This is a genomic window from Enterococcus sp. DIV1682a (genome assembly GCF_051711005.1).
Lineage (GTDB): Bacteria > Bacillota > Bacilli > Lactobacillales > Enterococcaceae > Enterococcus_B > Enterococcus_B hirae.
The window spans coordinates 2,111,650-2,136,266 of the sequence record NZ_JBIOLT010000001.1 but is presented as its reverse complement, the minus strand read 5'-3'; the positions used below and the strand labels follow the sequence as shown (position 1 = coordinate 2,136,266).

Sequence of the window (24,617 nt, the reverse complement as noted above, 5' to 3'; positions counted from 1 at the left end):
AGTTTGGAGGAATGTCATATGCCAAAAGGCGACGGAAAGTTAATCGCCCAAAATAAAAAGGCTCGCCATGATTATTCGATTATCGATACGATGGAAGCAGGAATGGTGCTGCAAGGAACAGAAATCAAATCGATCCGAAACAGCCGAATCAATTTGAAAGATGGATTTGTCCGTATTCGAAACGGTGAAGCATTTTTGCATAATGTTCATATCAGTCCCTATGAACAAGGCAATATTTTTAACCATGATCCGTTACGAACAAGAAAGTTACTATTACACAAAAAACAGATTTCACGGCTAGAGACTGAAACAAAAAATACCGGGGTCACGATCGTACCCTTAAAAGTATATATTCGTGATGGGTATGCCAAAGTTTTGATTGGTCTTGCGAAAGGGAAGAAATCTTATGACAAGCGAGAAGATCTAAAACGAAAAGATGTGGATCGTCAAATTGATCGAACATTAAAAAATTTCTCTAGATAATTTCATTATCCTTTTTCGCATATTCGGTGCTTTTAGGTTTACTTAATGATAAAATTTGTTAGCATTTAATCTGATAAAGCATGATATCACAGGTTTTTTCTTGTAAAACGCCACGATGATTTCTAGGAAAAAGCAAACTTTTTTGACTGAAATAAAAAATTGTCTGATTTTCATGAAAATGTTTTGAATTTTCTGTTTCATGGTGGTATGATACCGTTTGGTTAGAAAACGATTTAGAAAAACCAGATGTACACATGAATTTGATTTTATGTGAAATTCAGGGAAAAGAGGTGAAATGGATTGGATGAACGCTCGCTAACGTTCCATATTGGACCGGTTTGGTTTGATGGTACTGTTTGTATGATGGTGTTATTGACCTGTTTGATTGTCTTCTTCTTAGTTTACTTCTTTACAAGAAATCTTAAGATGAAACCAACGGGGAAACAAAATGCGCTGGAATGGGTCATTGACTTTACCCGAGGGATCGTAACAGATAATCTGCCTAGAAAAGAATTGAATAATTTTCATTTGTTGGCTTTTACATTGTTCTTGTTTGTCTTCGTGGCAAATAATATAGGTTTAATAACGAAAATCGTCTTACCTAGCGAAACAACACTTTGGAAAAGTCCGACAGCAGACCCGTTTGTTACTTTAACTTTGGCATTTATAATGATCACACTTACTCATTTATTCGGGGTGAAAAAGCTTGGATTTAAAGGGTATTTTGTAAATTCGTTCTTGAAACCATATAGTTTCATGTTTCCAATGAAGCTGATCGAAGAATTTACGAACCTATTAACACTTGCTTTGCGTCTTTACGGGAATATCTACGCGGGGGAAGTTTTACTTACCTTGATTGCCAATATGATGAATAATTTAGGTTGGTTCTCATTACCGTTAGCAATTCCTTTAGAGATGGTCTGGATCGCATTCTCATTGTTTATCGGAAGCATCCAAGCATTTGTCTTTGTCACTTTATCGATGGTATATATGAGCCATAAGATTGAAGTAGAAGAGTAACATCGTTTTTAACAAACTACTATTTATCTATATTTAGGAGGAAATAAATTATGAATTATATCGCAGCAGCAATCGCAATCATGGGAGCAGCTATCGGAGCTGGTTATGGTAATGGTCAAGTAATCTCTAAAACAATCGAATCAATGGCACGCCAACCTGAAATGTCTGGTCAATTACGTACAACAATGTTCATCGGGGTAGCCTTAGTTGAAGCTGTTCCTATTCTAGGTGTGGTTATTGCCTTGATTCTAGTCTTTGCTGTTTAATCAATTAACTGTTTGAGGATAGGACTACTGTCACTAATCCTCTTTTAATTGTCAAAAACTGAAAAAAAACAACCTGATTATTTTCAAAATAATTGAGTTGTTTCATCATAATACTAGAACAAAAGGCGTTGAGGAGGCTGTTTCAATCATTGAAGTCAGGATTCCTTCATCATCCATGAGATACACCTTAAAGAAAGGAAGGCTAGCCTATGCTGAATCAATTGGCAATTGCAGAAGTTGGTAATCCGATGTTAGGTAATATCATCGTTGTCAGCGGCTCATTTTTGATACTAATGTTTCTATTGAAACATTTTGCTTGGGGACCAATCAGCGATATTTTGAAAAAACGTGAAGATAAGATCGCCAATGATTTAGATTCTGCCGAAAAATCTCGCATCAATTCAGCAAAAATGGAACAAGAACGCGAACAACAATTGTTAGCGTCTCGCTCTGATGCAGCTGATATCATTAAAAATGCGAAAGAAAGTGGAGAATTAAGCCGTCAAAATATTTTGAAGGAAACGCAAGAAGAAGTTGCACGTCTAAAAAGCAAAGCGCAAACTGATATCATGTTAGAACGTGATACAGCTTTAAACTCTGTAAAAGATGATGTAGCAGATCTTTCTCTTCAAATCGCGGCTAAAATCTTGAACAAAGAATTGTCTCCAGAAATGCATGAATCTTTAATCAATCAATATATCGAAGGTCTAGGTTCTTCAAATGAAACTAGATAAATATACTGTCGGCAGACGCTACGGTAAAGCACTATTTGAACTGGCGATCGATTCAAATAGCGCAGAAGAAATTTACCAAGAATTACTAAGCTTACGCCAAATCTATAGTGAAGTACCTGGATTAGGCAACGTACTTAGTGACGTCCGCTTAGAACCTCACGAAAAACGAATCATTATGGATAAACTTGTCAGTGGGTTTGACGGTATCGTGAAAAACTTTTTAGAAGTGGTCTATAGTTATAATCGGATGTCTGAATTATCGTTTATGATCGATGAATACGAACATCGCTACAACGATTACAAAGGACTACTTTTAGGTAGTGTAAAAACAGCAGTACCACTTTCTGATGAACAATTACAAAAACTAGAAATGAATGTTGCAAAAACAATGGACTATCAAACAGTTGAATTGAAGCAAATCGTTGATTCTTCTATTATTGGTGGGGCAATTGTTGAAGCCAACCATCGAGTGATCGACGGAAGCATTCGCACGCAATTAGAAAAAATGCGTAATCAATTAAATAGATAGTACAAAGAGGTAGGTGAATCGAATGGCTATCAAAGCAGAAGAAATTAGTGCCTTGATCAAAGAACAAATTGAAAATTATCAAAACGTGCTTTCAGTCGAAGAAATCGGTACCGTGACTTATGTCGGTGACGGGATTGCTCGTGCACACGGTTTAGAAAATGCGATGAGTGGTGAGTTGCTTGAATTTTCAAACGGCTCATACGGAATGGCGCAAAACTTAGAATCAAATGATGTAGGTATCATTATCCTTGGTGATTTCGAATCCATTCGTGAAGGAGACAAAGTAAAACGAACAGGTAAAATCATGGAAGTTCCAGTTGGGGACGCCTTAATCGGACGTGTCGTTAATCCGCTAGGTCAACCAATCGATGGGTTAGGAGAAATCGTTACAGATAAAGCTCGTCCAGTCGAAGCAATGGCACCAGGCGTTATGCAACGTAAATCTGTCAATGAACCAATGCAAACAGGTCTAAAAGCCATCGATGCTTTAGTTCCAATCGGACGTGGCCAACGTGAATTAGTTATTGGTGACCGTAAAACGGGTAAAACATCTATCGCAATCGATACGATCCTTAACCAAAAAGGTCAAGATATGATCTGTATCTATGTGGCGATCGGTCAAAAGGATTCTACTGTGCGTACACAAGTAGAAACTTTGAAAAAATATGGAGCAATGGATTACACGATCGTAGTCAATGCGGGTGCATCACAACCTGCGCCATTACTTTATATTGCGCCTTATGCAGGAACTGCAATGGGTGAAGAATTCATGTACAACGGCAAACATGTATTGATTATCTTTGATGACTTATCAAAACAAGCTGTTGCTTATCGTGAACTTTCATTGCTATTACGCCGTCCTCCAGGTCGTGAAGCTTATCCAGGGGATGTTTTCTACTTGCACTCACGTTTACTAGAACGTGCGGCAAAACTAAGTGATGATTTAGGTGGCGGTTCAATGACTGCTTTACCATTTGTTGAAACACAAGCTGGAGATATCTCTGCTTATATTCCAACAAACGTTATTTCAATCACTGACGGACAAATCTTCTTAGAAAGTGACTTGTTCTACGCTGGAACTCGTCCAGCCGTTGATGCTGGGTTATCCGTTTCCCGTGTAGGTGGTTCTGCTCAAATCAAAGCAATGAAAAAAGTGGCAGGAACATTACGTCTTGACTTAGCAAGTTACCGTGAATTAGAAGCATTTACCCAATTTGGTTCTGATTTAGATGCTGCGACTCAAGCGAAATTGAATCGTGGACGTCGTACAGTTGAGATCTTGAAACAAAAACTTCATGCACCACTAGCTGTTGAAAAACAAGTAGTTATCTTATATGCTTTGACACATGGATTCTTAGATAGTATTCCAGTTGACAGCATCTTAGATTTTGAACATGAATTATTTGAATATCTAGATACGAATCATGCAGATATCTTTGAAACGATCCGTACAACGAAAGATCTTCCAGAAGAAGAACGATTGAATCAAGCGATCCAAGAATACAAAGATATTTTCTTAGCGACAAAAGGAAACACTTCTTCAACAGAAGACAAATTGAAATCCATTCAAAATGCATAGTGAGGTGAGATGAATGGGCGCTTCATTAAATGAAATCAAGACTCGGATTGCTTCAACGAAGAAAACGAGTCAAATCACTCGAGCAATGCAAATGGTGTCCGCTTCTAAACTGACAAAATCTGAAGCTTCTTCTCAGAAGTTTCAGATTTATGCAAATAAAGTCAGAGAAATCGTCACTCATTTGACAGCTACTCAACTAAATGATATTGCTTCTGATAATCCTCGTGGAGATATCAATTACAATAGTATGTTAATCAGCCGTCCGGTAAAGAAAACGGGGTATATCGTGATTACCGCTGATGGTGGTTTAGTTGGTGGCTATAACAGTTCGATTTTAAAGCAAACAATGTCTATTTTAGAAGAAGACCATAAATCTCCTGACGATTATGTGATGATCGCAATCGGAGGTACAGGTGCAGATTTCTTCAAAGCTAGAGGAATTAATTTGGCTTACGAATTACGTAATTTATCGGACCAACCAAGTTTTGATGAAGTGCGTAAAATCGTAGGTATGGCAACAACGATGTATCAAAATGAAGTATTTGATGAATTGTACGTATGCTACAATCATCATATCAATTCACTAACTAGCCAATTTCGTGTAGAAAAAATGCTGCCAATTTCAGATTTAGATCCAGAAGAAGCAACTACTTTTGACCAAGAATACATTTTTGAACCTTCAAAAGAAGAAATCTTGGCGCAGTTATTGCCTCAATATGCGGAAAGCTTAATCTATGGTGCAATCGTTGATGCGAAGACAGCAGAACACGCTGCCGGCATGACTGCCATGAAGACAGCAACGGATAATGCTGCAACGATCATTGATGATTTGACGGTATCTTATAACCGTGCAAGACAAGGGGCTATTACCCAAGAAATTACCGAAATTGTTGCCGGAGCTTCGGCGCTAGAATAGTATTGAGATTGGAGGAAAAAAGATGAGTTCAGGCAAGATTGTTCAAGTAATCGGTCCCGTTGTCGACGTGGAATTTTCTTTAGACCAATCCTTACCAGATATCAACAACGCATTAGTTGTTTATAAAAATGATGAGAAAAAATCAAAAGTTGTTCTTGAAACAGCATTAGAATTAGGGGACGGAGTGATCCGTACCATTGCCATGGAATCAACAGATGGTTTACAACGTGGTATGGAAGTTATCGATACTGGTAAAGCCATTTCTGTTCCAGTAGGGAAAGATACACTAGGACGTGTATTCAACGTTTTAGGAGATACGATCGATTTAGGATCATCTTTCCCAGAAGATGCAGAACGTAGTGAGATTCATAAAAAAGCACCAAGCTTTGATGAATTAAGTACTAGTACGGAGATCCTTGAAACTGGGATCAAAGTTATCGATTTGTTAGCACCTTACTTAAAAGGTGGGAAAGTTGGATTATTCGGTGGTGCCGGTGTAGGTAAAACGGTATTGATCCAAGAATTGATCCATAATATTGCCCAAGAACATGGTGGTATTTCTGTATTTACCGGTGTTGGGGAACGTACTCGTGAAGGAAATGACCTTTACTATGAAATGAAAGATTCAGGCGTTATCGAAAAAACAGCGATGGTGTTCGGACAAATGAACGAACCACCAGGTGCTCGGATGCGGGTAGCTTTGACTGGTCTGACGATCGCTGAATACTTCCGTGATGTAGAAGGTCAAGACGTGCTATTGTTTATTGATAATATTTTCCGTTTCACTCAAGCTGGTTCAGAAGTATCTGCCCTTTTAGGTCGTATGCCTTCTGCCGTTGGTTACCAACCAACGTTAGCAACTGAAATGGGTCAATTACAAGAACGTATCACATCAACGAAAAAAGGTTCGATCACTTCGATCCAAGCAATCTATGTACCAGCCGATGACTATACTGACCCAGCGCCAGCAACAGCATTTGCCCACTTAGATGCTACAACAAACTTAGAGCGTAAATTGACAGAACAAGGGATCTATCCAGCCGTGGACCCATTGGCTTCATCTTCAAGTGCTTTGGCACCTGAAATCGTTGGTGAAGAACATTATAAAGTAGCGACTGAAGTCCAACATGTCTTACAACGTTACCGTGAATTACAAGATATCATTGCGATCTTAGGGATGGATGAATTATCTGATCAAGAAAAAGTTTTAGTTTCACGTGCACGTAGAGTGCAATTCTTCTTGTCACAAAACTTTAACGTAGCGGAACAATTTACAGGTCTTCCTGGTTCTTATGTACCAGTTGAAGAAACAGTCAAAGGTTTCCGTGAAATCTTAGAAGGTAAATACGATGATCTTCCTGAAGAAGCATTCCGAAGTGTTGGTAGAATAGAAGACGTCGTAGAAAAAGCGAAAAAGCTAGGCTACTAGAAAGGGGTGCCCCATGGATCAATATTTAACTGTGAATGTGGTGACTCCTGACGGTTTGGTCTATGATCACCATGCAGCGATCGTAGTAGCACGTACTACAGCGGGGGAACTTGGTATTTTACCTAAACATGCGCCGATCATCGTTCCATTAACAATTGATGAAGTCCGTGTGAAGAGAACAGACTCAGATACCCACGTCGATTGGATTGCTGTCAATGGCGGAATCATGGAAGTTCGTGACAATGTTGTTTCAATCGTTGCCGATAGTGCAGAACGTGAAAGAGATATTGACGTTTCTCGGGCAGAAAGAGCCAAACAACGTGCTGAGCGACAAATCGCAGAAGCAAAAGAAAAAGAAGATACGAATGAATTGAAACGTGCGACAGTTGCTTTGCATCGTGCGATCAACCGAATCAAGGTTTCAAAACATTCTTAAAAGCAACGAATGAGGACCTAACAAGTAGGCCTTAAAAAATCCAAGATTCTTAAGGAGATTCCTTAGAATTTTGGATTTTTTTTATCGTTTTTTTATTGGTAGTTATATTCTAAACATAAAAAGTAAAGAACAATTACTTCTTTGTTACATAAAAATATGGAACTTTCATCATTATGATACTATGGTAAACTAATTGCAGTAAAAAAGGAGGTATCATAATGCCGAAAAAGGTTCAACGGTTTTCCACAGAAGACACAAAAGAAGAAACACATACGCAACAAAAATCGCTATCTTACTCAGAAATAGTAGGCAATCTTACGGATGATCAAACAGTTTCGTTACATAAACAATTACAAGAATTTAGGGACTATCTTTTAAAGAAGAGCCTTGAATCAGAAAAACAAGAAAAAGAGGAGTTTCCATCTAACAGACATCATTTTGGTCCACCTCTATCGGAAAATAATACAGGTAATCTTGCTGAGCAACAACACTCGCGATCGGAAACAATTCAAAGAAAGAGAACGTTGCAAAACATTATTAACGAAAATGAACTGAAAATGACACAAAACCAAGATAGTCATGCAGTGTCAGAACAGAATAACAAAGTACAAGTTCCCCCATATAAGAAACAAAAAGTTGCTCCAGAGAACGAACTGGAAAATCATTTGGAGTACTCATTAGATGTCGAACGGTTACTAGAAATAGAAGAAATGTTGGGGATCAGAAACACTTCCCAATCAACAACGCTGTCTACCAAAGCCCAAGAGTCTTTATATGAAACTAAGGAATTTGTACAAGATACAAACGTGCCAATAGAAAGTAATAGCGAGTTCAGGTGTTCAACACAACAACCATTGGAGAATGGGCAGACAAGCACTCAAAGTAAAAAGGAACAAGCCCTTGTTGAATCAGTGAAGTGTTTGTTGGAGCAAAGACATAAACTATTTTTTTTGCAATTAGCTAAAAAACATGAGATGAGTTGTCAAACTGTAAAAAACATTTTAATTGAGAATAATATAGATGTAACTGCTGAGAATAATAAAATAAAAGTAGAGTCTGAAGAAAAAGCACGGCAATTATTAACGGAAGTATTTCACGGAAGGAAAAATTTATCATTTGAAAATATTAGACAAATGGTACGATTGAACAACAATGATATTACAATTTTAGCTAAGAATCACTTAAAAGTTCTCCTAAAACAAGCACACGCATCTCATCTGAATGGTTCTCAGAAGGAAACTTCAATAGATAGGATTCTTTTGACATATTCTGAATGGACTATGCCAATGCAATATAAATTGTCAAGGCTGGATGCTGAATTAAAAGAACAGATAGATAAATACGGCGTAATAAACATAAATGAAATATCAAAGAAAATACCATGTAGCCAAATTGATGTCATCAAGCGAACATGGCAGTTAAATTATCAGCAATATCTCCCACCAATTTATAAGTTTCACCCGCAGCCAAATGAGAAAATCCAAAAGCCATTTTATGATGCAATAATACAAGATAAATCGATTCCTACTGATCAAACAAATCAATTTTTTAATACTAGTACTGATCAAAACATTGCTTATTTGAAGGAACGAATAAAATTAAATCTCGCTAGAAAAGCTGAGTTTGAAACAGCAGAACAAAAAAACAAGACAATTATGGATCAGAGAACTCAGTTAAAAAAACAGCCGATTAGAAACAATCAATCTCCCGCTATGGAAGAACGTTGAGTGTTTTAATTTTCGTAGTATGACTATTTTTTTTGTTAAATCGGACTAGGACAAAAGAAAAAAGTTCAAAGGAGGACGATTATTGCTGCTATTATTTACCTTGAAAACTAAAAATAAATAAACTTATGGGAAGGAAAATGAACGATGAAACAGGAAATAATTCTATTTTATGGCTTATCACTAAAAGCGGAAAACTTACAGAAACAGATTGAAAAAATTAGAAAAAAAGGATTCTATTCAAGTGATACTGAAGGACAAGGTCCCTGTGATATCAGAGAGTACAATAATCATTTTTCATCGATTACATATGATCACCCAAAAAATCCGATGAATCTTGAATACTTAAAAGATTTTTCAATAAATTGGAAAAAATATATTTCACCATTTAAAGATTGGTGGCCTTTATGGTCTTACTATTTTCAACGCACACAAGATACTGAAAAAAATAAAGTAATCAATTTTAATCCTGGGCTACATGAAGCTACGGAAAAAAATATAGAACATCTATGTAAGAAAAATTGCAAATATACAGGACAGCTGATTGTTAGAGGTTGTAAAATTGGATTAGACAGTGCAAGAGATAATGAAAATGTAACCATTTATTATTGTATTGATGGTTTAGATATGAAACGTATTATAGAAAAAAAAGATAAAAAGGCTTTCACTCCTAAAGAAATTCGCTATCTCTTTCGCAATTGGAAAGATTTTGAAGGAAAGGTACATTTTTTTGAAGATGGATATGAAGTGCCTGCACCTTGGAAAACATCTCCAAATGAATGGGAAAGTTATAAACCAAAAAGTTGGCAAACGTTGAATGAACAACCACCCTTTCAAAAGAATCAAGTGAAACCAGAAACAATCAACCAACGAATATGTAGACAAAAGTATCTAAATGAAATAAAAAATAAATTATTTGAGCTAAAAGTAGCAGAACAACCATCCTTTAAAGAAAATCAAGTGAAGCCAGAAACAATCAACCAACGAATATGTAGATAAAAGAATTTAAATGAAACAATAACAAATAACTTAGCTGACCTTAAAGTACAAGCAAAGAAGATGGCAAAAAAAGAAATAGACTTGATTGTACGATCATCAAGAAATTAAACAAAGGATTTTTTGTTCCTACACTATAAGAGAGGGCATATATTTATATTAAATAATCGTTTAATTATCAATGGTAAATTCTATTATAATGATATGAGTACATAAGCAAATAAGGAACAACTTTCATCAAAAAAGCATGTGAAATAGTAGTTAAAATAGTTTATAAAAATAAGGTATTGAAACAGAGTCATCATTTGAATGTAAAGTTCTTGAAAATTCTCGTCTCGTTTAGCCAACAAATTCCATCTTTTTACAACCAATAATTTCTCTATTTTTCCAATTTATGGTATCATCATTTTGTTAGTTATTAAAAAAAGTATAATTTTGAAGGGACGTCACTATGCAAGTATACGGAATTGATGCAATTATTCGAATCGTGAGTCATTTAGCTTTTATTTATCTGGCTTTTTGGTCGTTGCGGTCACTGCGAATTGAGATGTTTTTTAAAAAAATGCATGATACGCAAATTCGAATGGCGATTGTATTCTTCTCTATTTTTTTAGGATATACTGCCAGTAATTTCTTCTTAGAAATTATTGCATTGTGTCGAAATCTTTTCGTTAGCCTGCAGTAAAAAAAAGGTACTATAAAAAAAGGTACTATTTTAATAAAAGAAATGATATAATAGAAAAGATTTTGAGCCTTTATAGCTCATTGGAATTTTTTGGGGGGAACAACATGGAAGAGATCATCGTCAAAGGTGGCAAACAATTGAATGGAACAGTAAAAATCGAAGGAGCTAAAAATGCTGTTCTACCTATTTTAGCTGCTAGTTTGTTGGCTGAAGAAGGAACAACCGTTTTAGACAACGTTCCAATTCTTTCTGACGTCTTCACTATGAATCAAGTGATTCGTCATTTAAACGTAGATGTAGTGTTTGATGAAGACAATAATCAAGTAACGCTTGATGCGTCAAGACAATTAGAAATCGAAGCGCCATATGAATATGTGAGTCAAATGCGTGCTTCTATCGTTGTAATGGGACCATTACTTGCTAGAAATGGTCATGCAAAAGTTGCCATGCCAGGGGGATGTGCGATTGGGAAACGTCCAATTGATTTACATCTTAAAGGATTCCAAGCATTGGGTGCGAAAATCATTCAAAAAAATGGCTACATCGAAGCTATTGCGGATGAATTGATCGGTAACACGATCTATTTAGATTTTCCAAGTGTTGGAGCCACTCAAAATATCATGATGGCAGCAGTAAAAGCTAAAGGAACAACGATCATCGAAAACGTCGCTCGAGAACCTGAAATTGTAGATCTTGCAAATATTTTAAATAAAATGGGCGCAAATATCTATGGTGCTGGTACGGAAACGATGCGTATCGAAGGAGTCGATCATCTGCATGCAGTGAAACACGCAATTGTTCAAGACCGGATCGAAGCAGGTACCTTTATGGTAGCAGCAGCGATGACTGAAGGAAATGTCTTGATCGCAGATGCAATCTCAGAACATAATCGTCCGTTGATTTCTAAATTAATTGAAATGGGTGCAACGATCACTGAAGAAGAAGGCGGCATTCGAGTTGTTGGTCCAAAACATATTTTACCAACTGACGTCAAAACAATGCCTCATCCTGGTTTTCCGACAGACATGCAAGCCCAAATGACTGCTATTCAGTTAGTCGCTGAGGGAACGAGCATGGTGACTGAAACAGTTTTTGAGAATCGCTTCCAACATTTAGAAGAAATGCGCCGTATGAACGCCCATGTGAAGATTGATGGAAACGTAGCGATTATGGACGGGAATCATGAATTACAAGGTGCTGAAGTTTATGCAACAGATTTACGAGCTGCTGCAGCATTAGTACTTGCTGGTTTAAAAGCAAATGGCATAACACGCGTTCGCAATCTTAAATACTTAGATCGTGGTTATTATCAATTCCATATTAAATTGCAAAACTTAGGTGCAGATGTGGAACGTGTGGCAATCGATCAAACGCCCGCTGATAAAACAGCTCAAGTCACTGTTTAAGGACGTGATAAAATGAGTAGCCAACGGTATATTTTAATCACATTGGTGAAGATTTTAGTTGTCATACTATTACTGATTCTTTTATTTATAGCTGGAACAATGATTGGATACGGGGTTATCGGTGGTGGAAATCCGTTTAAGGTTTTTCAACCAAGTTTGTGGCTGCACATCCAAGATTTTTTCAGATAAAGAGTTGTGTGAAAATGATAGTGTAAGCAAACAAAGGATTTCTTAAAACGAATTTTCGCTTTTGAGAAGTCCTTTTTTATTGTGAGTCATTCCACTGTTTGGCAGATTATTGCTCCTTTGAACAGTCGTTTGTCATGAATAGGAGAATGAGGAGCAAAGCTTTAATAATGAGGTGATGAGATGAAAAAAATCTTAGTGGCTATTGTCCGTTTTTATCAACGGTTTATTTCTCCTGCTTTCCCACCTAGCTGTCGGTACTATCCTACTTGTTCAAACTATATGATACGTGCGATTCAAGTACACGGTGCATTTAAAGGAACGCTGATGGGGACAGCACGCATTTTGCGTTGCCATCCATTCGTAAAGGGCGGAATCGATTACGTGCCTTTAAATTGTCAATTGACACGTAATAAGAAAGATAAAGAGATGCCTAATTATGATGAAAAGTAAACAGTCAGGTAAGACCGAGCATTCTGGAGAAAAAAGTATCGTCACACTAGATCAATCAACTTTACCTTGGTCATTATTGTTGGATGCAGATCCTGAAGAGGAAAACGTCCAACGATACATTGATCAAGGGGCTGGTTTTATATGGAAAGCAGAAAACGACATTCAGGGAGTGATCGTTTTTCTCACAAATAAATTAGTGTTTGAAATAATGAATTTAGCTGTAGCTCCAAAAGTTCAAGGTCAAGGAATCGGCTACGCGTTGCTTACCCATACACTAAAAGAAATGAAAAAGTTAAAAACCACTCAACAACAAGTCATTATTCGGACGGGGAGTACGTCATCAGCAGCTTTACAACTGTATAAAAAAATCGGCTTCCTGGAAATTTCTAGAGAAAAAGATTATTTTGTCAAAAATTATAAACAGCCAATCTATGAAAATGGCCAACGTTTACGAGATCAAGTAACTCTAGCAAAGAAAATTTGAACTCATCCATAAAAAGGCTTTCAAAATACTGTGGCTTGACTTAAAATAAAAACAGTATGAGAAAAGGAGACAAATAAATGATGGGTATTTTAGTTTTTGATTTTGGTGGTTCCGCAGTAAAATATGGCTATTGGAATGGACAAGCGCTTGAAGACACCAGCCAATTTCCGACTCCTAAGACATGGGAAGAAATGAAAGCGCATTTAAAACAGGTATTCCAAACGTTTGTAAAACAGAAGGCGATTGAAGGCGTAGCAATCAGCGCACCTGGAGTAGTGAATCAGGAGAAACAGCTGATTGAAGGGATTAGTGCCATTCCTTATATCCACGGATTCAATATTTTTCATGAACTGGAAGAACTCTTCCATTTACCAGTGACGATCGAAAATGATGCTAATTGTGCTGGAATGGCTGAGTATTATGAAGGCGCAGCGAAAGAATATCAACATGTAGCATTTGTTGTACTTGGGACTGGAGTAGGTGGGGCAATCTTTACCCAAGGACAACTAAATAAAGGCGCTCATTTGTACGGGGGAGAATTTGGCTTGATGTTCTTAGAAGGCAATCAAACATTTAGTAAGCTTGGTACAGCAGTTCAAATGGCTTGGCGTTACTGTGACCGTTTGGGAGTTTCACGTACGACTTATAGCGGAAAAGAAGTCTTTGAACGAGCAGAACAAGGGGATGAACTAGCAAAAGAAGAGGTAGATAATTTTTATAATTATTTAACAAAAGGTTTGTTTAGTATCCAATTTTCGATTGATCCTGAAGTCATCGTGATTGGTGGGGGGATCTCTGCAAAAGCAGGGTTATTAACAGAAATCAATCAACGAATGAAACAATTAACTACAGATTTAGAACTAAATGACTTTGATCCTAAAATTTTATTATGTGATTATCGAAATGATGCAAACTTGATTGGAGCAGCTGCCAATTTCACCGCTCAACATGAAGGTTTAGTTCAATGATGCATAGCGTTGAACAAAACTTTTAGACATATGGTAGGCATTCCATGATTGAATATGATAAACTATCATGGAGGTGGAAAAAGATGTCAAAAAAAAATAAAGATATTGAAGTACGTATCGAAGAAGTCAAAAAACAAATCAAAGGAACAACTTATGATGTGACTCAGTTATTTATTGGTAAAAAAATGATTGGGGAAATTTTGGCTTATGGACCAAAAGAATTTGAAATTTTTTTTGGTGAAGAAGATTTTGGGAAAGAAAAGAGTCTTGAAAACGCGATAGAAACAGTTATTCGTCACTGGAATCTACACGAATAAAAAAATATCAAAAAAATTTTCAATAAGGGGTTGCAAAAATCTGGAAAATTAGGTATTATAACTAAGTCAGGTTGATACAAACCTTTCGGAGGAGTAGCGAAGTGGCTAAACGCGACGGACTGTAAATCCGTTCCTTAGGGTTCAGTGGTTCGAATCCACTCTCCTCCATTTCATTGGGGTATAGCCAAGCGGTAAGGCAAGGGACTTTGACTCCCTCATGCGTTGGTTCGAATCCAGCTACCCCAGTAGTACGGAGTGATCTATTAAGATCACTCTTTTTTTGTGTGAAAACAGCTTGTTTCTTGAAGATTATCAAGAAATAGGCTAGAGTGAATAGTAGATAGATCAAAAAAAGGGGGCAGTAAAATGAAGTGGAAAGAAAAAGTAGATGAGACCGCAGAGAAAATCTATGATTTGATTAAGTCGGAAAAGTATCAGGTAGAAGTCCGGTTACCGAAAAAATCAGAAAAAGCGATACAAGTGAAATCAAAGCGTCCAACCAATCACACAAAAAAATGGCTTTCAAAAAACCGTTAAGAATAACACAATCTCTAAAAAACAGTGATTTTGCTGTCTTTTGGAGATTTTGTTATTTTACAAAATGATTTTCAATCCTTCCACTTGGATTAAAGAGGAAGGACACACATTTACTTACATAAACTTTTGGATAAAATAATCGGGTTGGCAAATGATTAATCGACAATTAGTCGAGCAAAAGAAACTTTTTCCTTTTCAGTTGTGAACCAGGTATATACCAGTTATAATAAAGGAAATGAAAGGGCGGATATACGTTATGTCGAATCAACTACCAGTCTATATACAAATCCATGATCAGATCAAAAGTGAAATCGAACAAGGTATTTGGAAAATCGGTGATCGCCTTCCTTCTGAAAGAGAATTGGCAGTGAAATTCAATGTTAGTCGAATGACTTTGCGTCAAGCCATTCAAAACCTGGCTGATGAAGGGATTTTGGAAAGAAAAATTGGCTCAGGTACATATGTAGCAAGAGAAAAAGTCCAAGAAAAGATGTCTGGTGCGACCAGTTTTACTGAAATTATGGAATCACAGAATCGAGTACCCTCTAGTCGGACAATCTCTTATTTTTTAACTTCCCCAAGTTCTAGTGAAATGGAGAAGCTGCAACTGGAAAAAGACGAAACGATTCTTCGTATGGAACGAATTCGTTATGCTGATGATATACCAATCTGTTTTGAAGTAGCCAGTATCCCGCAAAAGATTATTGCAGACTATAGTAAATCTGAAATTACCAATTCTCTTTATCGGGTACTCGAAGAGAAAAGTGGGCATAAGATCGGGGCAGCTAATCAAACAATCACAGCCATTCTTGCTTCAGAAAAAATTGCAGAATATTTAGAAGTAAAAAAAGGAGATGCTGTGTTACGTTTACGCCAAACTTCTTATTTTGATGACGGTACCCCATTTGAATATGTTCGTACGCAATATGTAGGAAATCGTTTTGAATTTTATTTAGAGAAATAAAGAGAGAGACACGAAACAGTCCAAATAAAGAAGAGCCTGAGACAAGTTTTGTCCTAGGCTCTTTCTTTTTTGATTTCGAGATCAGCGGATAGAGTGATTACTGGTTAGCTTCTACCAGTTGTTCATGATAGGAAATTGGACCATCTGTAAATTCCACCTGTCCATTCAATAATTCAACGACTGCTGTTTTAAATGCCGTAACTTCTGTTTCTATAATCAAGCAGTGAACCGTGACTTTGTCTGTGTAGATCGTTTCTTTTATAGGAATATGTTTCAACTCAAGCATATTTTCTAATTTACCTAATTGCGGATAGGTGATATGGACAGCTATTTCTTGCTGTTGTGTTCCTTCAACGATCCCGATTTCAATTAGTGCGTGAGAAACAGCCTGTGTATAGGCACGAATCAAACCACCGGTACCCAATTTTGTCCCACCAAAATAGCGTGTGACGACAGCGACCACATTGATCAATTCATTTTTTTTTAGTACTTCCAGCATTGGGACACCTGCCGTACCACTAGGCTCACCGTCATCACTACTGCGTTGAATTTCATTTTTTTCACCGAGAACGAAAGCACTACAGTTATGGTTTGCTTTCCAATGCTCTTTTTTCATTGCCTGAATAAACGCTTTAGCTTCTGCTTCCGTTTCAATTCGTTTCATAGAGCAAATAAAACGAGATTTTTTGACTTCGATTTCTGCTTGACCGTCTGCTTGGATGGTTCTATAACTATTCAGCGTGATGCTTCCTCCTTACAAGTAGTTGATAATAGTCAAAGTATAATGAATTATTCCTTTAGTTTCAACACTTATAATACTTGAGTAATGAAGAGAGTCTATGGGATAATAGAAGAAAGAAAGGTGAGATGGGGATGAAAGAACGCATAAAAAAATATGACGCCATCACCCAATATTTAAAAAATAACGGGGGATCACAGGTTACTTTAACATTTACACAGATCGACGAACTTCTTTTTCCAAGTTATGGGCTCCCTAAATCAGCTAGACAAAGCACTGATTGGTGGGCAAATGATTATAAGCACCCAGAAAAAGGAGCATATGGCTGGATCAATGCTGGCTACGAGGTTGTGGTGATCAATTTAAAAAAAGAATATGTTGTGTTCAATCAATTAGTTAAATCGAGTTGGCTATTCGACTGATAAGAAAACGTTGACATTATCTTGCTTTTTTGTATAATAATCACACAAGCAAAAAAGAAATCGTTTGCAAAAGTTAAAAGAATGGAGAGAGTAAAATGACTAAAAAAACAATCATGCTCGTATGTTCTGCTGGGATGAGTACCAGTTTACTTGTAACAAAAATGCAAAAAGCTGCTGAAGAACAAGGAATTGATACGGATATTTTTGCCGTATCAGCTTCTGATGCCGATAACCAGCTAGCTTCTAAAGAAGTTGATGTTTTGCTGTTGGGTCCACAAGTCCGCTTCATGAAAGCTGATTTTGAAAAACGTCTAGAGCCAAAAGGAATCCCATTAGATATTATCAATATGGCAGATTATGGGTTGATGAATGGCGAAAAAGTATTACAACAAGCCATCCATTTAATTGAAAACAAATAAAGGACAGAGCATACTAAGATGTTCATATCGGAAACAAGCCGAAAAATCCAGCGAATAGGGCGCCTATTCGCTGGATTTTTTGACTTATTTTTTATACCAACCGTTTCAAATAACCATTTATTCTCAAATTTTTTGAAGAATGGACTGATGTAGCGTATCTTCTTTTAGGGGATTAGATGAAAAAAAGTAGTTTATGCAGTTTATATGGTAGACGATTACTTACGAGAGACTTGTTAGAATGGTTCGATGATCGTTTTGAACAGATTCGCTATCAGAAACTAGCCGCCATTCATTTACAAGGGAATTGGCTAAAATGTAATCGGTGCAACAAGCGAACAAAAATAGGTAAAATAGAGAAAAATCAACCGATCTTCTTTTGTCCTGTTTGTCTTTTTTTAGGTCGTTGTGACAACACACAAGAATTATTTTTATTTGAACAACCTGAGTTGCCGAAAAGAAATGTCTGTTTTACTTGGACAGGAAAGTTAACGCCAACTCAACAAGCGATTTCTACGAACTTGGTCACTGATGTCTCGGGAAAACAGCACATGATTTGGGCTGTGACAGGAGCGGGAAAGACTGAGATGCTTTATGAAAAGGTCATAAAAACGTTAGAAAAAGGTGGACGAGTCGCATTAGTTTCACCTAGGGTTGATGTGTGTAACGAACTTTACCTGCGTTTTTGTGGCGTTTTTCCAGAAGAAGACATTGTCCTGCTTCATGGAAAAAAGAAAGAAGCCTATCGCTTTAGTCCATTCGTGATTGCGACTACGCATCAGCTGTATCGTTTTTATCAGGCGTTTGATCTGTTAGTCGTCGATGAGGTGGATGCGTTCCCTTTTGCAGGAGATCCTGGGTTAGCTTATGCTGTTGAAACTGCAATTAAACCAAAAGGAACATTTATCTATTTAAGTGCGACACCTAATGAGCAGCTACTGAAAAAAATCCGTTCAACCTTTTTGATCCATCAATTGCCACTTCGCTTCCATCAACGGTTATTGCCTGAACCACATTTGTTTTTTTGGAATGACTGGCCGAATAACTGTTTGAAAGAAAAAAAACTTCGACCACTTTTGAAGTGTCTAAACATGCTGCTCCAACAAAATCATGTCTTATTATTTTGTCCGTCGATTGACTTGATGAATCGATTAGCCTCACTGTTAAAGCGTTGTTTACCCATGTACCGTATTACCGATGCATCCGCAAAAGATCCAAACCGTTTAGAAAAAGTTCAGCAAATGAGAAAGCAACAATATGATGTGTTACTTACTACAATGATTTTGGAACGTGGGGTAACATTTGCAAATGTGTCAGTGATCGTCTTAGGCGCTGATCACCGTGTTTTTACTAAATCTTCCCTTGTACAAATCGCTGGTCGAGCCGATCGAAAGGGAGATTTTACCAATAGCCAAGTCTATTTTTTCTATGAAGAACTGACAAAAGCTATCAAATTAGCCTGTCGTGAGATCAAAGAAATGAATCGTCAGGGAAAAAAGCAGCTTGCTATGAAAAATAGTGAGCCTAGAGGAAAAAAAACACATGAATCGTTGTAGTTATTGTCAAAAACAAGTCATCCGAAATTTGAAAATCAGCGAGATTCTTGGGTTGGGAAAGATTCTTCCTCAGATTTGTGAGGACTGTTCAAATTTGTTTCGTCCGATAAATAAACAGCAAAGCTGTCGAACTTGCCAGAAAGAACTGCCTGGTGATATTACGTATTGTGAAGATTGTATTGCCTGGAAAAACGCCTATCCCAATTATGATTTCAGTCATCATGCTTGTTTTTACTATGATTCAGCCTTCAAAGAATGGTTAAAGCGCTATAAATTTATGGGAGATGTCCGACTGGCAGGTACATTTGCTAAACAGTTGCAAATAATACAACAAGAATTTAGCGATTATCAAATCTGTCCAATCCCACTAGCCACTGCACGTTTAAAAGAACGTGGGTTTAATCAGGTCATTGAAATGTTGAGAGTAGCTAAAATACCTTATAGTCAACTGCTGACTCGCTCTGATCATTCACTTCCACAATCCCAAAAAACACGTCAGGAACGTTTAAAAACTACCCAACCTTTCAAATTAGCTGTTGTTCCAACGATCATCAAAGGGAAAAAAGTATTGTTGGTAGACGATGTCTATACGACGGGGCAAACCCTTTTCCATGCTGCTTCTTGTTTATTGCCACATGCTCCTGAAAAAATCCGCACCTTTTCGCTAGCTCGATAAATAAATGAAAAACGAATGTCCTTGATAGCGATTTAGTTTGCAAATGGATTAGAGTTCGATATAATGGTAGTAAGAAGAGGGAAAGAGTGGTCCTTCTCCTTCTTGATTGTGGTAGACGAAAGGGGTAATTTTTATGTTTAGATACAATGTACGCGGTGAAAATATCGAAGTAACTGAAGCGATTCGTGACTACGTTGAGAAAAAAGTAGGAAAACTTGAACGCTATTTCAGTGATGCACCCGATGCTACAGCACATGTAAATTTAAAAGTTTATACTGAAAAAACAGCGAAAGTGGAAGTAACTATTCCATTACCTTATCTTGTATTGCGTGCCGAAGAAACATCACCTGATCTTTATGCAAGTATTGATTTGGTAGTTGACAAATTGGAACGACAAATCCGCAAATTCAAAACAAAAATTAACCGTAAATCTCGCGAAACCGGTATGAACACAGCCGATGCAGCGGTATTATTCAATAACGAAGCTGACGATGCCGATCATGAAAATGATTCTGAATTAGACATTGTCCGTACGAAACGTTTATCACTGAAACCAATGGACAGTGAAGAGGCTGTTCTACAAATGAACATGCTTGGTCATAATTTCTTTATTTTTGAAGATGCAGAAACCAATGGTACAAGTATCGTTTACCGTCGTAAAGATGGCAAATACGGTTTGATTGAAACCGACTGATAAATAACAATTAGAAAAAGTAGTAAAAAGCTTGTGGCAAACCCTTCACGGTTTGCCACAGCTTCTTTTTTGTCTACGTCAGAAATTGTGAATTAATTGTGAATATATTACATTAATTGTGTTAAGATATTTCAATTATCTAGAACTAATGATAAAATAGAAACTAGAATCTACATAATCTGGATAATATATGTAAAAAGGAGATTATACAACGCATGGCCAATTTTATTCGTTCGATTATCGAAAATGATAAAAAAGAACTAAAACGTTTAGATCGTATTGCTAAAAAAGTAGAAGATCATGCTGACGAAATGGCAGCATTAACAGATGAACAATTACAAGCAAAAACAGCTGAGTTTAAAGCTCGCTATCAAAATGGGGAAACTTTAGATCAATTATTACCGGAAGCCTTTGCGGTAGTTCGTGAAGCTGCCAAACGAGTGTTGGGACTTTATCCTTACCATGTACAATTGATGGGGGGGATCGTTCTTCACGATGGAAATATCCCAGAGATGCGTACTGGTGAAGGGAAAACTCTAACAGCGACAATGCCGGTTTATTTGAATGCATTGACGGGAGAAGGCGTTCACGTCGTTACTGTCAATGAATACCTGGCTACTCGTGACTCCTCTGAAATGGGCGAATTATATAACTTTTTAGGTTTAACAGTTGGCTTGAATATCAATTCAAAATCAGCGGACGAAAAACGAGATGCTTACAATTGTGATATTACCTATAGTACCAATAATGAATTAGGCTTCGACTATCTAAGAGACAACATGGTCGTTTATCGTCATCAAATGGTTCAAAGACCATTGAATTATGCGATTGTCGATGAAGTCGATTCGATCTTGATCGATGAAGCAAGAACACCGTTGATTATTTCAGGTCAAGCTGAAAAATCAACAGCTTTATATACAAGAACAGATAATTTTGTGAAACGTTTGAAAGAAGAAGAAGATTATAAAATCGATGTACAATCAAAAACAATCAGCTTGACTGAAGCAGGGATCGAGAAAGCCGAAGAAACATTTGGCTTAGAAAATCTATATGATATCGAAAATACTGCCTTAACCCACCATCTGGATCAAGCATTGCGTGCCAACTATATCATGATCTTGGATATTGATTATGTGGTCCAAGATGGAAAAGTCTTGATCGTTGACCAATTTACTGGTCGTATCATGGATGGACGCCGCTACTCTGATGGATTACATCAGGCGATTGAAGCAAAAGAAGGCGTAGAGATCGAAGACGAAACGAAAACGATGGCGACAATCACGTTCCAGAACTATTTCCGAATGTATAAGAAACTGTCAGGTATGACTGGTACAGCAAAAACAGAAGAAGAAGAGTTTCGGGAAATCTATAATATTCAAGTTTGTCAAATCCCAACAAATCGTCCAGTCATTCGTGACGACCGACCTGATTTGTTATATCCAACATTGACTAGCAAGTTCCAAGCGGTGGTGCAAGACATCAAAGAACGTTACCGCAAAGGACAACCTGTTCTTGTCGGAACGGTAGCAGTAGAAACTTCAGAATTATTGTCTGATATGTTGAATCGTGAACGTATCCCACATGAAGTATTGAATGCAAAAAACCACTTCAAAGAAGCGGAAATCATCATGAATGCTGGTCAAAAAGGTGCGGTGACGATTGCAACGAATATGGCTGGACGTGGTACAGATATCAAGTTGGGACTTGGTGTCAGAGAACTAGGCGGACTAGCTGTTATCGGGACAGAACGTCATGAATCACGTCGTATCGATAACCAATTACGTGGTAGGGCTGGACGTCAAGGAGACCCAGGGATGTCTCAATTCTATCTTTCATTGGAAGATGATCTAATGAAACGATTTGGTTCTGAACGGATAAAAGCATTCTTAGATCGCATGAAAATCGGTGAAGAGGATGCAGTGATCCAAAGTAAGATGCTGACAAAACAAGTGGAATCAGCACAAAAACGTGTCGAAGGAAATAACTACGATACTCGTAAAAATGTCTTACAATACGATGATGTAATGCGAGAACAACGCGAAGTTATCTACAAACAACGTCAAGAAGTCATCATGGAAGAAACAAGTTTGTCTAAACCAATGATGAATATGATCAAACGTACGATCAGTCGGGTAGTAGATGCGCACACACAACTAGAAAAAGACAACTGGAACCTTGAAGGAATCGTTGATTTTGCGGGTAGTACATTAGTCCATGAAGACAGTATCTCGATCGATGATCTTAAAGGGAAAGAACCGCAACAGATCAAAGAATATTTAAATGAGTTAGCACAAGAAGTATTTAATACGAAAGCTAACCAGCTCAACGGACCTGAACAATTACTAGAATTTGAAAAAGTAGTCATTCTACGAGTAGTGGATTCGAAATGGACCGATCATATCGATGCTATGGATCAATTACGCCAATCAATCGGTCTTAGAGCATATGGACAAAACAATCCATTGGTTGAGTATCAAACAGAAGGATACAAGATGTTTGAAGAGATGGTTGGAGCGATCGAATATGAAGTGACTCGTCTCTTTATGAAAGCTGAGATTCGTCAAAATGTTCAACGGGAGCAAGTGCCAACCGGCGAAGCAGTTCAACCAACTACCGGTGATGCAAAAGAAAATAGCAACACAAGTGCCAAAAAACAACCGGTTCACGTGAACAAAGTAGGCAGAAATGATCCTTGTCCATGTGGTAGCGGGAAAAAATATAAAAACTGTCATGGAAAAGATGAGAACTAATTTTTGACAGCTAGCAGATAAGATTGGTGAGATCGGTTCTTTTTGATTAAGAATCGACTCACCTTCTTTCTGTTATGAAGCGTTTCTGTTAAACTAAAGTGGTTGAATAAAACATAAAATAATGTAGATAGAAAGAGGGAAGTTTATGGAGATTTCAGAAATCCGTAACTTATTAGCTGAGATGGAAGAAAAGGTCACAAGTTTCAGGAGGTCTCTTTGACTTAGATCGGTTGGAAGAAGACATCGCTGAAGCTGAAGCCAAAATGGCAGAGCCTGGTTTTTGGGATGATAGCGAAGCAGCACAAAAAGTGATCAATGAAAACAACACAAATAAAGAAACGTATGATCAATTCAATGCGTTAGCTGAAGAATTAGAAGAGTTAGCCCTAATGGTAGAAATGTTGCAAGAAGAACCAGATGCACAAATGCAACAAGAAGCAGAAGATAGAATCCAACTATTAGACGAAAAAATGAAGACTTATGAATTAGCCATGCTTTTAGATGGTCCATATGATCGCAACCATGCAATCGTCGAACTTCATCCTGGAGCAGGGGGTACAGAATCCCAAGACTGGGGAAGTATGTTGTTACGCATGTATACACGTTGGGCAGAACAACATGGCTACCAAGTGGAAACATTGGATTACCAAGCAGGGGATGAAGCAGGAATAAAAAGTGTGACTTTACTGATCAAAGGGCATAATGCATATGGCTATTTAAAATCGGAAAAAGGTGTCCACCGTCTTGTTCGGATCTCCCCATTTGATTCAGCCAAACGGCGCCACACTTCGTTTTGTTCGGTCGATGTGATGCCAGAACTAGATGAAACGATTGATGTTGCGATCAACCCAGATGACTTGAAGATCGATACGTACCGAGCAAGCGGTGCTGGAGGACAACATATCAATAAAACAGAGTCTGCCGTTCGGATCACTCATCTTCCAACAGGAACGGTCGTAGCTAGTCAAGCGCAGCGTTCACAATTAAAAAACCGAGAACAAGCAATGAGCATGTTGAAAGCGAAATTGTATCAACTTGAGGTTGAAAAGAAAGAACAAGAAGCTGCAGCATTGCGTGGGGAGCAAAAAGAAATTGGTTGGGGTTCACAAATTCGTTCCTATGTCTTCCATCCATATTCAATGGTAAAAGATCACCGGACAAACGTAGAAACTGGTAATGTTCAAGCTGTAATGGATGGCGATTTAGACTTATTTATTGACGGATATTTAAAAATGCACCTCTAAATAGTTGA

Annotated in this window: 28 protein-coding genes and 2 tRNA genes; 29 read left to right on the top strand and 1 reads right to left on the bottom strand. The window is 37.5% G+C overall.

Annotated elements, in window-relative coordinates; all coding sequences use genetic code 11:
- Positions 1-18 precede the first annotated feature (18 nt).
- The 22 genes from smpB (at position 19) to IGJ23_RS09690 (ending at position 16,112) form a co-directional block, all read left to right on the top strand.
- The gene (gene smpB, locus IGJ23_RS09795) at positions 19-483 is read left to right on the top strand and encodes an SsrA-binding protein SmpB (protein WP_010718601.1); all 465 of its coding nucleotides are present in this window, start codon (positions 19-21) and stop codon (positions 481-483) included.
- 300 nt (positions 484-783) lie between these two features.
- A complete protein-coding gene (atpB, locus tag IGJ23_RS09790; RefSeq protein WP_010718600.1) occupies positions 784-1,503 on the top strand; it encodes a F0F1 ATP synthase subunit A in 720 nt (239 codons plus the stop codon).
- Between the two features lie 50 nt (positions 1,504-1,553).
- Positions 1,554-1,769 (top strand): ATP synthase F0 subunit C, encoded by a 216-nt coding sequence (atpE, locus tag IGJ23_RS09785; protein WP_010718599.1) that lies wholly within the window; start codon positions 1,554-1,556, stop codon positions 1,767-1,769.
- A gap of 209 nt (positions 1,770-1,978) precedes the next feature.
- Positions 1,979-2,503 (top strand): F0F1 ATP synthase subunit B, encoded by a 525-nt coding sequence (gene atpF, locus IGJ23_RS09780; RefSeq protein ID WP_010718598.1) that lies wholly within the window; start codon positions 1,979-1,981, stop codon positions 2,501-2,503.
- The gene (gene atpH, locus IGJ23_RS09775; RefSeq protein WP_034699144.1) at positions 2,490-3,032 is read left to right on the top strand and encodes an ATP synthase F1 subunit delta; all 543 of its coding nucleotides are present in this window, start codon (positions 2,490-2,492) and stop codon (positions 3,030-3,032) included. Before atpF ends, atpH begins: the two co-directional genes overlap by 14 nt.
- Before the next feature lie 22 nt (positions 3,033-3,054).
- Positions 3,055-4,611 (top strand): F0F1 ATP synthase subunit alpha, encoded by a 1,557-nt coding sequence (gene atpA / locus IGJ23_RS09770; RefSeq protein ID WP_010718596.1) that lies wholly within the window; start codon positions 3,055-3,057, stop codon positions 4,609-4,611.
- Between the two features lie 13 nt (positions 4,612-4,624).
- Positions 4,625-5,527 carry a F0F1 ATP synthase subunit gamma gene (locus IGJ23_RS09765; protein ID WP_010737986.1) on the top strand — a complete coding sequence of 301 codons (903 nt, stop codon included), beginning with the start codon at positions 4,625-4,627 and terminating at the stop codon, positions 5,525-5,527.
- 22 nt (positions 5,528-5,549) lie between these two features.
- The gene (gene atpD / locus IGJ23_RS09760) at positions 5,550-6,956 is read left to right on the top strand and encodes a F0F1 ATP synthase subunit beta (RefSeq protein ID WP_010718594.1); all 1,407 of its coding nucleotides are present in this window, start codon (positions 5,550-5,552) and stop codon (positions 6,954-6,956) included.
- 13 nt (positions 6,957-6,969) lie between these two features.
- Positions 6,970-7,392, top strand: coding sequence for a F0F1 ATP synthase subunit epsilon (locus tag IGJ23_RS09755; RefSeq protein WP_010718593.1), 423 nt, complete (start codon positions 6,970-6,972; stop codon positions 7,390-7,392).
- Between the two features lie 218 nt (positions 7,393-7,610).
- Positions 7,611-9,119, top strand: a complete 1,509-nt coding sequence (locus IGJ23_RS09750) for a hypothetical protein (RefSeq protein ID WP_256736321.1) — start codon at positions 7,611-7,613, stop codon at positions 9,117-9,119.
- A gap of 144 nt (positions 9,120-9,263) precedes the next feature.
- Entirely contained in the window at positions 9,264-10,115 is an 852-nt protein-coding gene (locus IGJ23_RS09745) for a hypothetical protein (RefSeq protein ID WP_242697129.1), read from the top strand.
- A 448-nt stretch (positions 10,116-10,563) separates the two neighbouring features.
- Positions 10,564-10,797, top strand: a complete 234-nt coding sequence (locus tag IGJ23_RS09740; RefSeq protein ID WP_010718588.1) for a DUF1146 family protein — start codon at positions 10,564-10,566, stop codon at positions 10,795-10,797.
- Positions 10,798-10,901: 104 nt separating this feature from the next.
- Complete coding sequence (gene murA / locus IGJ23_RS09735) at positions 10,902-12,203, top strand: UDP-N-acetylglucosamine 1-carboxyvinyltransferase (RefSeq protein ID WP_010718587.1); 1,302 nt, start codon at positions 10,902-10,904, stop codon at positions 12,201-12,203.
- Between the two features lie 12 nt (positions 12,204-12,215).
- On the top strand, positions 12,216-12,392 hold the full coding sequence (locus tag IGJ23_RS09730; RefSeq protein WP_010718586.1) for a DNA-directed RNA polymerase subunit beta: 177 nt from the start codon (positions 12,216-12,218) through the stop codon (positions 12,390-12,392).
- Between the two features lie 180 nt (positions 12,393-12,572).
- Positions 12,573-12,842 (top strand): membrane protein insertion efficiency factor YidD, encoded by a 270-nt coding sequence (yidD, locus tag IGJ23_RS09725; protein WP_010718585.1) that lies wholly within the window; start codon positions 12,573-12,575, stop codon positions 12,840-12,842.
- The gene (locus tag IGJ23_RS09720; protein ID WP_178285810.1) at positions 12,829-13,326 is read left to right on the top strand and encodes a GNAT family N-acetyltransferase; all 498 of its coding nucleotides are present in this window, start codon (positions 12,829-12,831) and stop codon (positions 13,324-13,326) included. Before yidD ends, IGJ23_RS09720 begins: the two co-directional genes overlap by 14 nt.
- Before the next feature lie 80 nt (positions 13,327-13,406).
- A complete protein-coding gene (locus IGJ23_RS09715) occupies positions 13,407-14,294 on the top strand; it encodes an ROK family protein (protein WP_438775075.1) in 888 nt (295 codons plus the stop codon).
- Positions 14,295-14,377: 83 nt separating this feature from the next.
- On the top strand, positions 14,378-14,611 hold the full coding sequence (locus tag IGJ23_RS09710; RefSeq protein ID WP_010718582.1) for a DUF2969 domain-containing protein: 234 nt from the start codon (positions 14,378-14,380) through the stop codon (positions 14,609-14,611).
- Between the two features lie 87 nt (positions 14,612-14,698).
- Positions 14,699-14,779, top strand: a tRNA-Tyr gene (locus tag IGJ23_RS09705).
- A gap of 6 nt (positions 14,780-14,785) precedes the next feature.
- Positions 14,786-14,857: transfer RNA gene (locus tag IGJ23_RS09700), tRNA-Gln, on the top strand.
- 120 nt (positions 14,858-14,977) lie between these two features.
- Positions 14,978-15,148: a hypothetical protein gene (locus IGJ23_RS09695; protein WP_010718581.1), complete on the top strand. Its 171-nt coding sequence runs from the start codon at positions 14,978-14,980 to the stop codon at positions 15,146-15,148.
- A 256-nt stretch (positions 15,149-15,404) separates the two neighbouring features.
- Positions 15,405-16,112 carry a GntR family transcriptional regulator gene (locus IGJ23_RS09690; RefSeq protein ID WP_010718580.1) on the top strand — a complete coding sequence of 236 codons (708 nt, stop codon included), beginning with the start codon at positions 15,405-15,407 and terminating at the stop codon, positions 16,110-16,112.
- A gap of 97 nt (positions 16,113-16,209) precedes the next feature.
- Here the strand turns inward: IGJ23_RS09690 and IGJ23_RS09685 are convergent, their stop codons facing one another.
- Positions 16,210-16,857 carry a YigZ family protein gene (locus IGJ23_RS09685; protein ID WP_370566450.1) on the bottom strand — a complete coding sequence of 216 codons (648 nt, stop codon included), beginning with the start codon at positions 16,855-16,857 and terminating at the stop codon, positions 16,210-16,212.
- Positions 16,858-16,985: 128 nt separating this feature from the next.
- Here IGJ23_RS09685 and IGJ23_RS09680 point away from each other — a divergent pair, with 128 nt between their 5' ends.
- From IGJ23_RS09680 to prfB, 7 genes are all read left to right on the top strand, one after another.
- Positions 16,986-17,273 (top strand): DUF7662 domain-containing protein, encoded by a 288-nt coding sequence (locus tag IGJ23_RS09680; RefSeq protein WP_010718578.1) that lies wholly within the window; start codon positions 16,986-16,988, stop codon positions 17,271-17,273.
- A gap of 95 nt (positions 17,274-17,368) precedes the next feature.
- Positions 17,369-17,692 carry a PTS sugar transporter subunit IIB gene (locus IGJ23_RS09675; RefSeq protein ID WP_010718577.1) on the top strand — a complete coding sequence of 108 codons (324 nt, stop codon included), beginning with the start codon at positions 17,369-17,371 and terminating at the stop codon, positions 17,690-17,692.
- 176 nt (positions 17,693-17,868) lie between these two features.
- Positions 17,869-19,245 carry a DEAD/DEAH box helicase gene (locus IGJ23_RS09670; protein WP_438774897.1) on the top strand — a complete coding sequence of 459 codons (1,377 nt, stop codon included), beginning with the start codon at positions 17,869-17,871 and terminating at the stop codon, positions 19,243-19,245.
- Positions 19,232-19,921 (top strand): ComF family protein, encoded by a 690-nt coding sequence (locus IGJ23_RS09665; RefSeq protein ID WP_010718573.1) that lies wholly within the window; start codon positions 19,232-19,234, stop codon positions 19,919-19,921. The genes IGJ23_RS09670 and IGJ23_RS09665 overlap by 14 nt, the downstream gene beginning before the upstream one ends.
- A gap of 133 nt (positions 19,922-20,054) precedes the next feature.
- Positions 20,055-20,615, top strand: coding sequence for a ribosome hibernation-promoting factor, HPF/YfiA family (gene hpf / locus IGJ23_RS09660; RefSeq protein ID WP_010718572.1), 561 nt, complete (start codon positions 20,055-20,057; stop codon positions 20,613-20,615).
- Positions 20,616-20,830: 215 nt separating this feature from the next.
- A complete protein-coding gene (gene secA / locus IGJ23_RS09655) occupies positions 20,831-23,365 on the top strand; it encodes a preprotein translocase subunit SecA (RefSeq protein WP_063627396.1) in 2,535 nt (844 codons plus the stop codon).
- Positions 23,366-23,510: 145 nt separating this feature from the next.
- Positions 23,511-24,609, top strand: a protein-coding gene (prfB, locus tag IGJ23_RS09650; RefSeq protein WP_178243920.1) for a peptide chain release factor 2 whose coding sequence is annotated in 2 segments (ribosomal slippage) — positions 23,511-23,582 and positions 23,584-24,609 — 1,098 coding nt in all. Because the reading frame shifts where the segments join, the coding sequence is not laid out codon by codon here.
- The last annotated feature ends 8 nt before the right edge of the window (positions 24,610-24,617 follow it).